This window comes from Enterobacter sp. 50793107 (genome assembly GCF_001463365.1).
In the GTDB taxonomy this organism is placed as follows: domain Bacteria; phylum Pseudomonadota; class Gammaproteobacteria; order Enterobacterales; family Enterobacteriaceae; genus Enterobacter; species Enterobacter cloacae.
In genome coordinates, this window is sequence record NZ_LNII01000075.1 from 95,541 (window position 1) to 108,638 (window position 13,098).

Below are 13,098 nucleotides of genomic sequence, written 5' to 3' on the forward strand. Positions count from 1 at the left end.
AACAAGGCTGGTAAGTCATTTCGCACTTGCCAGCCTTTTTTTGTATAGCTAATTTAGATTGCTGATTAGGTCAGCCATCAACAACGGGTGTTGTAAGGTCATGGCAGGCCTGATATAACTGCTGCGCGGTCGCGTTGTGAAGGATTCAGGCGCGATATAAATTATAAAGAGAGGAAGAGAACAGTGAATAAATCTCAACTGATTGACAAAATTGCTGCTGGTGCTGATATTTCTAAAGCTGCAGCTGGACGTGCGTTAGATGCATTAATTGCTTCTGTTACTGAATCTCTGCAGGCTGGGGACGACGTTGCACTGGTAGGCTTCGGTACTTTTGCTGTTAAAGAGCGTGCTGCCCGTACTGGCCGCAACCCTCAGACCGGTAAAGAGATCACCATTGCTGCCGCTAAAGTGCCGGGTTTCCGTGCAGGTAAAGCGCTGAAAGACGCAGTAAACTGATTGCTTTCCCGTTTCAGGGAAGCCGAAAAGTACAAGGGCGCATCATTTGATGTGCCTTTTTTATTTGTCCAGACCTGATTTGTGCGAGTTTATGCGAGTTGTGGGCTGACAATCGCCCCGTTTTCTTGTCACAATACGCCTTTACGCGCGACGGTCAGGATTTTCCGTTAGCGTCGGGTAACCAGTCACCTACAGCGGAGTGTTGTTACACCATGATGGACAGCTTACGCACGGCTGCTAACAGTCTCGTGCTCAAGATTATTTTCGGTATCATTATCGTGTCGTTCATATTGACCGGCGTGAGCAGTTACCTTATCGGCGGTGGCGCAAATTATGCCGCAAAAGTGAACGGCCAGGAAATCAGCCGCGGTCAGTTCGAGAACGCGTTTGCCGGTGAACGTAACCGTATGCAGCAACAGCTGGGCGACCAATTCTCTGAGCTGGCTGCGAACGAAGGATACATGAAAACCCTGCGCCAGCAGACGCTGAACCGCCTGATTGACGAAGCGCTCCTCGATCAATATGCCAAAAAACTGGGTCTGGGTATCAGCGATGAGCAGGTTAAAAAAGCCATCTTCTCGACTCAGGCTTTCCAGTCTAACGGCAAGTTCGACAATGCTCGCTATAACAGCATTGTGAATCAGATGGGCATGACGGCCGATCAATACGCGCAGGCGCTGCGTAACCAGCTGACGACGCAACAGCTCATCAATGCGGTGGTTGGTACTGATTTCATGCTCAAAGGTGAAACTGACGAACTGGCAGCCCTGGTGGCACAGCAGCGTGTTGTGCGTCAGGCGACCATCGATGTGAATGCGCTCGCGGCGAAGCAGCAGGTGAGCGACGCAGAGGTTAACGCCTGGTACGAGCAGAATAAAAACAGCTTTGTTGCACCTGAGCAGTTCCGCGTGAGCTATATCAAGCTGGATGCTGCTGCGTTGCAGGAAAGCGCGACTGATGCAGAAATCCAGTCTTACTACGATCAGCATCAGGATCAGTTCACTCAGCCGCAGCGTAACCGCTACAGCGTGATTCAGACCAAAACCGAAGCCGATGCCAAAGCGGTGCTGGATGAGCTGAACAAAGGCGCAGATTTCGCCACCGTTGCGAAAGCAAAATCCACCGACATCATTTCTGCCAAAAATGGCGGCGATATGGGCTGGCTGGAAGCGGCGACTACGCCGGATGAGCTGAAAAATGCCGGTCTGAAAGACAAGGGCCAGCTGTCGGGTGTGATTAAATCGTCCGTTGGTTTCCTGGTTGCGCGTCTGGATGATATCGAAGCCGCTAAAACCAAACCACTGGCTGAGGTGCGTGATGATATCGCCGCCAAAGTGAAGCAGGAAAAAGCGCTTGATGCGTACTATGCCCTGCAGCAGAAAGTGAGCGATGCGGCGAGCAACGACAACGAATCTCTGGCCGGTGCAGAGCAGGTTGCTGGCGTGAAAGCGGTGGAGACCGGCTGGTTTGGCCGAGACAACCTGCCGGAAGAGCTGAACTTCAAACCGGTTTCGGATGCCATCTTCAACGGTGGTCTGGTGGGCGAGAACGGTACGCCGGGCAGCAACTCCGATATCATTACCGTTGACGGTGACCGTGCGTTTGTTCTGCGCGTAAGCGAGCACAAGCCTGAAGCGGTAAAACCGCTGGCGGAAGTGAAAGATCAAGTTGTGGCGCAGGTTAAACATAGCAAAGCGGAACAGCAGGCAAAACTGGATGCTGAGAAGATCCTGGCTGACCTGAAAGCCGGTAAAGAAGACGCCCTGAAAGCGGCGGGTCTGAGCTTCGGTGACGCGAAAACGCTGAGCCGAACCGGTCAGGACCCAATCAGCCAGGCTGTGTTTGGTCTGAGCCTGCCAGCGAAAGACAAACCGAGCTTCGGGACAACAACCGACATGCAGGGGAACGTCGTTCTGCTGGCGCTGGATGAAGTGAAAGCCGGCACCATGCCAGAAGCGCAAAAGAAAGCAATGGTTCAGGGTATCACCCAGAACAATGCCCAGATTGCTTTCGAAGCGATGATGAGCAACCTGCGTAAAGAAGCCAAAATCAAGCTGGGCGATGCCATCACTCAGCAGCAATAATTACGTATCTGCTCGCAGATTTTCGTAACGCTCTGCAAACCCTGAAGGCCGCTTTCGCGGCCTTTTCCATTTCTGCAAACGCATGTTTGAGCCTCTTTTGGCTGACGGCTATGGTGACATGGCTGTCAACAAACAAGGAGATAACAGCATGAAATGTGGAATCAAAGCACTGCTAATCACACTGGCTATTGCCACTACCGGAATGAGCGCAGGCGCACTGGCGGCGTCCCCCGCAGCCAAAACGCAGTCTGTACAGAGCAAAACTGACCCCGCTGCACAAGCATCTGCCCAAACTAAAGCCGCTGAACCTGGCAAAAGCACAGAGGACGACGGTACACGCGTCAGCATCAATACGGCCTCGGCTGAAGATCTCGCCCGCGTGATGAACGGCGTAGGGCTTAAAAAAGCGCAGGCTATCGTCAGCTACCGTGAAGAGTACGGCCCGTTTAAAACGGTTGACGACCTCAGGCAGGTTCCGGGGATGGGCAATTCACTGGTTGAGCGCAACCTCTCACACCTGACGTTGTAATCTCAGTTTTACTTGCACAGCAGCAAAAGTTTGCCAGGATAAAGAGGTCATACCAGTCTTGACCTCTTATCCTATAACAACAGTAAAGGCTATTGCGCTATGCAGACAAAAATCAAAGTACGCGGTTTTCATCTTGATGTTTACCAGCACGTGAATAACGCCCGCTATCTCGAATTTCTTGAAGAGGCGCGCTGGGATGGGCTGGAAAACAGCGAAAGCTTCCAATGGCTGACCGCGCACAACATTGCGTTCGTGGTCGTCAACATCAATATCAACTACCGTCGCCCGGCCGTGCTGGGGGATGTGCTTACAGTGACCAGCCAGGTGCAACAGCTAAACGGGAAGAGCGGCGTGCTCAGTCAGATCGTGACGCTGGATCCGGAAGGGCAGGTGGTAGCCGATGCGCTGATCACCTTCGTTTGTATCGATCTGAAAACGCAGAAAGCACTGCCGCTGGAAGGGGAATTGCGGGAAAAGCTGGAGCTGATGATCGTGTGATTTTTTGTCTTTTATAAAAGACAAAGTGTTTTTCCAGGGATAGAATAATGGACAGGGACTATGTTGTTGAGCGTTATCGGACCCGTGACGGCAAAGTGCCGTTTGAGGAGTGGATAACCAGGATGCGCAGAAAGGATCCGGAGACCGTTTTACGGATCCTTATGCGTATTAACCGTGCAATAAAGCATAATTTTGGTGATTACAAATACCTTAGAGAAGGTGTTTGGGAGATGCGAATTGATAGTGGTCCCGGTTACAGGATCTATTTTGCCGTAGAGCATCAGAGGGTCTTGTTGTTACTCATCGGTGGTGACAAGAAGAGTCAAAAACAAGATGTTAAACAGGCGGTAGATTTCTTGAAAGATCATCTATCTAAAGGAAAAACAGATGAGCACTTCTAAACGACACTATTCAAGTTCTGTTAACCATCACGATGCGGTTGTAAAAATGCTTCGTGAGAATCCTTCCTATGCTCAACTTTACCTGCAAATAGCACTGGAAGAAATTTATGAGGATCAGGGGATCCCTGCCTATCTCATTGCACTCCGCCAGGTCATCGAATCCCGCGGCGGCATAGGTGAAATTGCTGCCAAAGCAGGTCTTTCCCGCCAGCAGCTATACCGAACCTTGTCTGATAATGGCAATCCAACACTGACGACGCTAATGAAAGTCACGCGTGCTGCCGGTGTAAAACTGTTCGACAGCACGGTCAAATAACCCTATTTCAGCCCGGTTTTTTTCTGCATTGCGGCCATCACACCGGCTTTATCTGCCAGGTAGTGATTCAAGCCATTGGCACGCAGGTTACAGGCGGCGCACTGGCCGCATCCGTCGCCCTTGATGCCGTTGTAGCAGGTCAGGGTTTCGCTGCGAACCAAATCCAACTTGCCCCAGTAGTCCGCCAGTGCCCAGGTTTCCGCTTTATCAAGCCACATTAGTGGCGTTTCAAAGCGCGTCTCCTTGGCCATCCCCAGATTTACCGCGTGATTGAGCGCTTTCACAAACTCGTCGCGGCAGTCCGGGTAACCGGAGAAGTCGGTTTCGCAAACGCCGGTGATCACCGCTTCGGCTTGCACCTGGTAGGCGTAGATGGCCGTCAGGGTCAGAAAAAGAATATTACGCCCTGGCACAAAGGTATTGGGAATACCGCTGGCGTCAGGTTTGTAATCAGGAACAGGAATACTGTCGCGGGTGAGGCTGCTGACGGCCAGTTCGTTTAACAGCGTGACGTCCAGCACCTTATGCGCGCGTGCGCCCAGTTTCAGCGCCAGTTCGCGGGCAACGTCGATTTCAGCGCGATGGCGCTGGCCATAATCGAAAGTGACACAATGCACTTCATCGTACTGGTGAAGCGCCTGAACCAGGCAGGTAGTGGAATCTTGTCCTCCGCTGAACACGACGACGGCACGTTTCATAAATCATCTCGACAGTTACGGTAAAAACATTATGTTACCGTCTGACTTCGGCGACGACCAGCTTCTTCACGACCGGGAGGCTGGAAGCCAGGCCGCAGTGAAATCAAACCAGCCACGGGTATTCAGTCGTATTCCGTTTACCCCCGGTGGTGCGCTGATTTGATACTGGTAGTTAAACAGCGGCGTCAGCACTGCATTATCCATCAGCCGGGTAAAGATGGCTCTCAGGCCAGCGTGTCTTGCCTGCTCATCGGCCTGAGTCTGAACGGCATCCAGCGTGGCCTGCAGATGCGCAACTTGCGGCGCGCTTAGCAGATGCGGCCAGAGGGTATCGCACCGAAGCCACTGTTCAAGTGTATACTCCGGCGCTTCGCCAATCAGCCTGTCTCCCATCATCATGTCCGCATCGGCAAGCTGCGGACATCCGTCCCACGTCTTCGCATCGTGAAAGATAACGGTCAGTTCGCATCCCTGCTGCGCAAGGTACTGTTTTAGCTGGTTTGCCATGGTGTGTAACTCAACGGGCAAATGGTAAACGAGGGTTAACGCTGCCGGTAAAAGAACGTGCGTTAAATCCGGCCACCGGGGAATAGGCAGGCCTGGAAGCAGCTCTTCTGTTGGTGTAATCAACCCTTCGTTCAGCGGGAGCGTATGCAGCAGCGTTGAGAGATGGATGATATTGATTAGCCGTCGAGCCTGCAGTTCACTCATCCGGTCGCTCTGTTTCAGGGTGAGATAACAGAAGCCCAGGCTGGTGCTGTTACTTACCAGCCGCAGGCTCTCCAGTTCATCAGGCTCGCCAATGGCAATCTGCACCGGATGACGGCAGCTGGTCCCCAGTCCGTAATCAAATAGCGTCGGCGTGATCCAGTATTCAATCGCCTTGATCAGCGGGTGGCTAAGATGGTACTGCTCGTGGCTTTCCAGACGCACCAGCTCGGAATCAAACACGCTCAGCCTGAAAGGGCCGCTGCCCGTCATGGGCTGATCGGGGTGGGCCAGACGGCTACAGTAGGTCGCCAGACGATGGGGCAACCAGTAGTCCGGTTGATGCAGGGTAAACGTCAGGCACTGCGGGTGAGTGACCTCGATGTCTAATACGCTCTGGAACAGTTTGCGCAGGGCTGGCAGCATAAGCAGGGCCTTCAGGCTCCGTTGCAACTGCGCTGTCTCAATTTTGTCGCCATTATGCCAGTGCAGGGTCGAGCGGATATAAAAATGCCAGCGCAGGCCGCCATCCGTGACTTCCCAGTGATGGGCAAGATCGCCCGTTGGTTCGCTGCTGTTGCCATTAAAGCGTGTCAGCCCGGAGAAAACCTGGCCTGCCAGGTGCTGCTCCGCCCGGCCGGGTAAAAAGCCAGGCTGCAGCGCATCCAGTGAGCGGTAATAGGGAATGCGCAGCGTCGGCGTATCGTTTTGCCACTGTCCGCCCAAAAAGGGATGCAGCAACTCCCGCAACTCTTCCGGCGCAAGCTGGGCCAGCTCCAGGGCGTTATGTTGCTGCCCATGCTTCAGCGCTTCTTCCATCATCGTATTGCGCAGTGATTCCGGGCTGACATAAAACCTGAGCTCACCGCGCTTGCCGCGACCAGACTGTGCATGCCAGTTCAGCCAGCCAGCCTCCTGCGCCTGACGCAGCAGGGTGCGAACATGCCGCTCGCTGCAAAAACAGCGGCTGGCGAGCTCCGCAATGGTGACCTGCTGCGGTGCCCCTTCGGAAGGCTGCCACAGGCGCTGATACTGTTTGAGGCGGTTGAGCTGGCGCATAATAAACCCGGAACAATAATTCTCATCTATTCACTATTACTTCCGTATATCTCACGCAATACTGATGCACAAGTTAATCGCATCACATTTCGGGAGTTATGATGGCTCGGCTCGCTGCATTTGATATGGACGGCACGTTGTTAATGCCGGATCACCGTTTAGGGGAGAAAACCCTGAACACCCTTAAGCGCCTGCGTGAGCGTAATGTAACCCTGACGTTTGCCACTGGCCGTCATGTGCTGGAGATGCGCCATCTGCTGGGCGCATTTTCCCTGGATGCATTTCTGATTACCGGCAACGGAACACGAATTCATTCGGTCGAAGGGGAGGTGCTGCACCGTCAGGATCTCAACCCGGAAGTGGCGGATATCGTGCTGCACAGTACCTGGGATACCCAGGCCAGCGTTCATGTCTTTAACGATAACGGCTGGTTTACCGGTCGTGAAATCCCTCAACTTCTCCATGCGCATGTCTACAGCGGTTTTCGCTATCAGCTGATGGATCTGCGCCGCATACCTGCCCACGCGGTGACCAAGATCTGTTTTTGTGGCGATCACGACGATCTCTGCCGCTTACGTATTCAGTTGAATGAGGCGTTAGGCGACCGGGCCCATCTGACCTTTTCGGCGGTGGACTGTCTGGAAGTGTTGCCGGTGGGGTGTAACAAAGGTTCTGCCCTGGCGGTCCTGAGCGACCACCTGGGCTTGACGCTGCAGGAGTGTATGGCGTTTGGTGACGCCATGAACGACCGCGAGATGCTGGGCAGCGTCGGGCGCGGTTTGATTATGGGGAATGCTATGCCGCAGCTGATCTCTGCGCTTCCTCATCTGCCGGTTATCGGACACTGCCGTAATGAAGCGGTGTCCCATTTTTTAACACATTGGCTGGACAACAACACCCTCCCATATTCCCCCGAATAGTGAGACCCTTCCAGCAAGCCAGACTTCGGTCTGGCTTTTTTTTATTTCACCAGTTGTGCAATTTGCGCTTGCCACGGCGCAATATCGCCGATGTTTGCCTGCACCCACTCCGCGTTGTAGTAGGTTTCCAGATAGCGCTCTCCGCTGTCGCACAGCAGCGTGACGATAGAGCCCGTGCGGCCCTCTTCACGCATGCGTGCTGCCAGCTGCAGCGCACCCCACATATTGGTACCGGTAGAGGCACCCACCTTGCGGCCCAGCTGCGTCTCCAGCCAGTGGGCCGTCGCGACGCTGGCGGCATCCGGTACGCGGAGCATTTCATCCACCACATCAGGAATGAACGACGGCTCAACGCGCGGGCGGCCAATCCCTTCAATTTTACTGCCCACCGGACTGCGCAGGTCGGCATTGCGGCTTTGCCAGTAGTCGAGGAATACCGAGTTTTGCGGATCCACCACCATCAGTTGCGTATCGTAGCCCTGACAGCGGATATAGCGGCCAATGGTGGCCGAGGTTCCGCCCGTACCGGCGCTCATGACGATATATGACGGAACCGGATGAGGCTCATGAGTCATCTGACGGAAAATACTGTCCGCTATATTGTTATTGCCACGCCAGTCGGTTGCACGCTCGGCGAAGGTGAACTGGTCCATATAGTGGCCGTTCAGCTCACGGGCCAGCATTTCCGAGGCGGCGTAAATTTCGCAGGCGCTTTCTACAAAGTGGCAGCGTCCGCCATAAAATTCGATCTGTTCGATTTTGCGTTTCGCGGTGCATGAGGGCATGACAGCGATAAACGGCAGGCCCAGTAAACGGGCGAAATAGGCTTCGGAGACGGCGGTTGAACCGGATGACGATTCAATAATTGTCGTGCCTTCTTTAATCCAGCCGTTACACAAGCCATACAGGAACAGCGAACGCGCCAGACGATGCTTCAGGCTCCCCGTAGGATGGGTGCTTTCATCTTTCAGATACAGCTGAATCCCCGCAAACCCCGGCAGGGCGAGGCGGATTAAATGGGTGTCGGCCGAGCGCTGGTAGTCGGCATTGATTTCGCTGATGGCATGTTTAACCCAGTTGCTATTCATCGTAATTATCCGTTTGTCATTTTGTGCCCAGCATAGCGAAAAGCACAGAAAAAATTGTTGCTATCTGGCCTTTAAAATAGAATGAAGGGAGAAAAATTTTCTCTGTGAGGTGGGTATGCTAGATAAAATTGACCGCAAGCTGCTTTCATTGCTGCAAAGTGACTGCACCCTCTCTTTGCAGGCGCTGGCAGATGCCGTTAATCTGACCACCACACCGTGCTGGAAGCGCCTCAAGAAGCTGGAAGATGACGGCATTCTGCTGGGGCGTGTCGCGTTATTAGATCCCGAAAAACTGGGGCTGGGCCTGACGGCCTTTGTCCTGATAAAAACGCAGCATCACAGCAGCGAATGGTATTGCCGCTTCGTAAACCAGGTCTCTGACATGCCGGAGGTCCTCGGCTTCTGGCGTATGGCCGGGGAGTACGATTATCTGATGCGTGTCCAGGTGGCAGACATGAAGCGCTATGATGATTTCTACAAGCGGCTGGTGAATAGCGTACCGGGCTTGTCGGACGTCACCTCAAGCTTCGCCATGGAACAGATAAAATACACCACAGCGTTACCCATTGAATAACTCCATAAAATACCTTCAGGAACAAACCGCGTGCGATTATTTGCCCAACTAAGCTGGTACTTTCGTCGGGAGTGGCAGCGCTACCTCGGCGCAGTTCTCCTGCTTATCATCATTGCCATTTTGCAGCTGATCCCGCCGAAGGTGGTGGGCTACGTTGTGGATGGCGTTACGGAACAGCATTACACCACCGCACGGGTGTTGATGTGGGTTGGCACGCTGGTGCTGACGGCCGTCATCGTCTATTTGCTGCGTTACGTCTGGCGCGTGCTGCTGTTTGGCGCGTCCTATCAGCTGGCCGTTGAGCTGCGCGAGGATTTTTACCGTCAGCTGAGTCGCCAGCACCCCGAGTTTTACCTGCGCCATCGCACCGGGGATCTCATCGCCCGCGCCACCAACGACGTCGATCGCGTGGTGTTCGCGGCCGGGGAAGGCGTATTAACGCTGGTGGATTCGCTGGTGATGGGCTGCGCGGTTCTGATTGTGATGTCCACTCAGATCAGCTGGCAACTTACCCTGCTGGCATTGCTGCCGATGCCGCTGATGGCGCTGGCGATCAACCGTTATGGCGAACAACTGCACGAGCGTTTCAAGCTGGCGCAGGCGGCGTTTTCGTCGCTAAACGATCGCACGCAGGAGAGTATGACCAGCATCCGCATGATCAAAGCCTTTGGTCTGGAGGATCGGCAATCTGCCTTGTTTGCGGCCGATGCCGCAGACACCGGCGCAAAAAACATGCGCGTTGCGCGTATTGATGCGCGCTTTGATCCGACCATCTATATCGCTATTGGCATGGCCAACCTGTTGGCCGTCGGTGGCGGGAGCTGGATGGTGGTGCAGGGCACCTTGACCCTGGGGCAGTTAACCAGTTTTGCCATGTACCTGGGGCTGATGATTTGGCCGATGCTGGCGCTGGCCTGGATGTTTAACATCGTGGAGCGCGGCAGTGCCGCCTATAGCCGCATTCGCGCCATGCTGTCTGAAGCGCCAGTGGTCAACGACGGTACCGAACCGGTACCGGAAGGGCGTGGGGTGATGAACGTCGACATCCGTACGTTTGTTTATCCGCAGACGGAACATCCGGTGCTGGAAAACGTCAGCTTTACGCTGCAACCGGGGCAAATGCTCGGGATCTGTGGCCCGACGGGATCCGGTAAAAGTACCGTTCTTTCGCTGCTCCAGCGTCACTTTGATGTCACGCAGGGGGAGATTCGTTTCCACAATCTTCCTCTCACGACACTGCAACTAGACGACTGGCGTCGCCGTTTGGCCGTGGTCAGCCAGACGCCGTTTCTCTTTTCTGACACCGTGGCGAACAACATAGCCCTTGGCTGTCCATCGGCCACGCAGGAAGAGATAGAGCATGTGGCGCGCTTAGCCAGCGTACATGACGATATTTTGCGTCTGCCGCAGGGGTATGAAACGGAGGTGGGTGAACGTGGCGTTATGCTCTCTGGCGGGCAAAAACAGCGAATTTCCATTGCCCGTGCGCTGCTGCTCAATGCTGAAATCCTGATCCTGGATGATGCGCTTTCTGCCGTGGATGGTCGAACCGAGCACCAGATCCTGCATAATCTTCGCCAGTGGAGCGACGGACGGACGGTGATCATCAGTGCCCACCGTTTGTCAGCGCTGACGGAAGCCAGTGAAATTCTGGTGTTGCAGCACGGGCACATTGCCCAGCGCGGGCAGCATGACCAGCTTGCGGAGCAACCGGGCTGGTATCGCGATATGTATCGCTATCAGCAGCTTGAAGCGGCACTCGACGATGCCCCGGAACAGGAAGAGGAGGACGCTAATGCGTAAATCAAAAACGCAGTGGCCGACGCTAAAACGCCTGCTGGCCTACGGTTCGCCATGGCGAAAACCCCTTGCTCTTGCCGTCGTGCTGCTGTGGATTGCGGCGATTGCAGAAGTGAGCGGTCCGCTGCTCATCAGTTATTTCATCGACAATATGGTTGCGAAAAGCTATTTGCCGCTGGGGCTGGTGGCGGGGTTAGGCGTGGCCTATGTGGGGCTACAGCTGGCAGCGGCTGGCCTGCACTATGCGCAGTCGCTGCTCTTTAACCAGGCGGCGGTGGGGGTGGTTCAGAAGCTGCGTACCGACGTTATGGATGCTGCGCTGCGCCAGCCGCTGAGCGAGTTTGATATCCAGCCGGTCGGGCAGGTGATTTCGCGGGTGACCAACGATACCGAGGTGATCCGCGATCTGTACGTGACGGTTGTGGCGACCGTGCTGCGCAGTGCCGCGTTGATTGGCGCCATGCTGGTGGCGATGTTCAGCCTTGACTGGCGCATGGCGCTGGTGGCGATCGCTATTTTCCCGGCGGTGCTGATTGTGATGGTGATCTATCAGCGCTACAGCACGCCCATTGTACGTCGGGTGCGGACCTACCTGGCCGATATTAACGATGGCTTCAACGAAGTGATCAACGGCATGAGCGTCATCCAGCAGTTCCGCCAGCAGGCTCGCTTTGGCGAACGCATGGGCGAAGCCAGCCGTTCGCACTATATGGCGCGTATGCAGACGCTGCGCCTTGATGGTTTTCTGCTGCGTCCGCTGCTGAGCCTCTTCTCGGCACTGGTGCTTTGCGGCCTGCTGATGCTCTTTGGCCTGAGTCCGGGCGGAACGATTGAGGTGGGGGTTCTGTATGCTTTTATCAGCTATCTGGGACGCCTGAACGAGCCGCTGATTGAACTCACAACCCAACAATCCATGTTGCAGCAGGCAGTGGTTGCCGGCGAGCGCGTCTTTGAACTGATGGACAGACCGCGTCAAACCTATGGTGAGGATACAGCACCGCTGCAAAGCGGGGCGATTACGTTTGACCATGTCTCGTTTGCCTACCGTGAAGACAGGCTGGTGTTGCAGGACATCAATCTTGATGTGCCGTCGCGCGGCTTTGTGGCGCTGGTGGGGCATACCGGCAGCGGCAAGAGTACGCTTGCAAGCCTGTTGATGGGCTACTACCCGTTAACGAAAGGCGAAATTCGTCTGGATGGACGTCCGCTGGCGTCGCTCAGCCACAGCGTATTGCGTAAAGGCGTAGCGATGGTGCAGCAAGACCCGGTCGTGCTGGCCGATACCTTTTACGCCAACGTGACCCTGGGGCGTGATTATACCGAGGAGCAGGTCTGGGCAGTGCTGGAAAAAGTGCAGCTCGCTGAGCTGGCACGCGGATTCAGCGACGGAATCAACACCCGGCTGGGCGAGCAGGGGAATAATCTTTCTGTCGGGCAAAAACAGCTTCTGGCGCTGGCGCGTGTGCTGATTGAAACGCCACAGGTGCTGATTCTGGATGAAGCGACGGCCAGCATCGACTCCGGTACTGAACAGGCTATCCAGCAGGCACTGGCCGCCGTGCGCGACCACACGACGCTGGTGGTTATCGCGCACCGTCTTTCAACGATTGTCGACGCAGATACCATTCTGGTGCTGCATCGCGGACAGGCCGTTGAACGCGGTACGCACCGGGCGCTCCTGGAGGCGAAAGGCCGCTACTGGCAGATGTATCAGCTGCAACTGGCGGGTGAAGAGCTGGCGGCCAGCGTCCGTGAGGAAGAGTCGCTTAGCGCCTGATGCACCAAAAACAGGCAACGTGCTAACAGTCACCGCTGTTGGTGCAAAACCGAAACGCGCCATGCACTGCCATGGTGCGTTTTTTTTCACCTGTTGATCATGAATGGTCTTTTAACGCGCATTGCGCCGCTTTTCCCTTCCGTTTTCATTTCTGGCACACCCCTTGCAATGTCTCCTGCGTGTTAGCTGC

13 protein-coding genes are annotated in these 13,098 nt (G+C 54.9%); 10 read left to right on the top strand and 3 right to left on the bottom strand.

The genetic code is table 11. From position 1 onward, the window contains the following. Positions 1-183: 183 nt before the first annotated feature. The 6 genes from hupB to APU11_RS10840 all read left to right on the top strand — a co-directional run bounded on the left by hupB (position 184) and on the right by APU11_RS10840 (position 4,284). On the top strand, positions 184-456 hold the full coding sequence (hupB, locus tag APU11_RS10815) for a nucleoid-associated protein HU-beta (RefSeq protein WP_002444653.1): 273 nt from the start codon (positions 184-186) through the stop codon (positions 454-456). Positions 457-668: 212 nt separating this feature from the next. Next, complete coding sequence (gene ppiD / locus APU11_RS10820; RefSeq protein WP_058651624.1) at positions 669-2,540, top strand: peptidylprolyl isomerase; 1,872 nt, start codon at positions 669-671, stop codon at positions 2,538-2,540. Between the two features lie 148 nt (positions 2,541-2,688). Further along, complete coding sequence (locus APU11_RS10825; RefSeq protein ID WP_029883402.1) at positions 2,689-3,069, top strand: helix-hairpin-helix domain-containing protein; 381 nt, start codon at positions 2,689-2,691, stop codon at positions 3,067-3,069. A 99-nt stretch (positions 3,070-3,168) separates the two neighbouring features. Continuing rightward, the gene (locus tag APU11_RS10830; protein WP_013095862.1) at positions 3,169-3,567 is read left to right on the top strand and encodes a YbgC/FadM family acyl-CoA thioesterase; all 399 of its coding nucleotides are present in this window, start codon (positions 3,169-3,171) and stop codon (positions 3,565-3,567) included. Positions 3,568-3,614: 47 nt separating this feature from the next. Then, complete coding sequence (locus APU11_RS10835) at positions 3,615-3,968, top strand: type II toxin-antitoxin system RelE/ParE family toxin (RefSeq protein WP_020686128.1); 354 nt, start codon at positions 3,615-3,617, stop codon at positions 3,966-3,968. Continuing rightward, positions 3,955-4,284 (top strand): addiction module antidote protein, encoded by a 330-nt coding sequence (locus APU11_RS10840; RefSeq protein WP_013095863.1) that lies wholly within the window; start codon positions 3,955-3,957, stop codon positions 4,282-4,284. Before APU11_RS10835 ends, APU11_RS10840 begins: the two co-directional genes overlap by 14 nt. A 2-nt stretch (positions 4,285-4,286) precedes the next feature. On the opposite strand, the gene queC is transcribed toward APU11_RS10840, so the two are convergent. Next, positions 4,287-4,982, bottom strand: a complete 696-nt coding sequence (gene queC, locus APU11_RS10845; RefSeq protein WP_013095864.1) for a 7-cyano-7-deazaguanine synthase QueC — start codon at positions 4,980-4,982, stop codon at positions 4,287-4,289. Positions 4,983-5,048: 66 nt separating this feature from the next. Further along, entirely contained in the window at positions 5,049-6,749 is a 1,701-nt protein-coding gene (locus tag APU11_RS10850) for an SgrR family transcriptional regulator (RefSeq protein WP_058651625.1), read from the bottom strand. 101 nt (positions 6,750-6,850) lie between these two features. On the opposite strand from APU11_RS10850, the gene cof reads away from it, so the two are divergent. Beyond that, positions 6,851-7,669, top strand: a complete 819-nt coding sequence (gene cof / locus APU11_RS10855; RefSeq protein WP_058651626.1) for an HMP-PP phosphatase — start codon at positions 6,851-6,853, stop codon at positions 7,667-7,669. Between the two features lie 41 nt (positions 7,670-7,710). Here the strand turns inward: cof and APU11_RS10860 are convergent, their stop codons facing one another. Next, a complete protein-coding gene (locus APU11_RS10860; protein WP_013095867.1) occupies positions 7,711-8,757 on the bottom strand; it encodes a PLP-dependent cysteine synthase family protein in 1,047 nt (348 codons plus the stop codon). A gap of 115 nt (positions 8,758-8,872) precedes the next feature. Between APU11_RS10860 and APU11_RS10865 the strand changes: the two genes are divergently transcribed. Genes APU11_RS10865 through APU11_RS10875 form a run of 3 tightly spaced genes read left to right on the top strand, consistent with a single transcriptional unit; the run spans position 8,873 to position 12,908 of the window. After that, complete coding sequence (locus tag APU11_RS10865) at positions 8,873-9,331, top strand: Lrp/AsnC family transcriptional regulator (RefSeq protein ID WP_020686133.1); 459 nt, start codon at positions 8,873-8,875, stop codon at positions 9,329-9,331. Between the two features lie 30 nt (positions 9,332-9,361). Next, positions 9,362-11,134, top strand: a complete 1,773-nt coding sequence (locus tag APU11_RS10870; RefSeq protein WP_045292937.1) for a SmdA family multidrug ABC transporter permease/ATP-binding protein — start codon at positions 9,362-9,364, stop codon at positions 11,132-11,134. Next, a complete protein-coding gene (locus tag APU11_RS10875) occupies positions 11,127-12,908 on the top strand; it encodes a SmdB family multidrug efflux ABC transporter permease/ATP-binding protein (protein WP_058651627.1) in 1,782 nt (593 codons plus the stop codon). The genes APU11_RS10870 and APU11_RS10875 overlap by 8 nt, the downstream gene beginning before the upstream one ends. Positions 12,909-13,098: the final 190 nt, after the last annotated feature.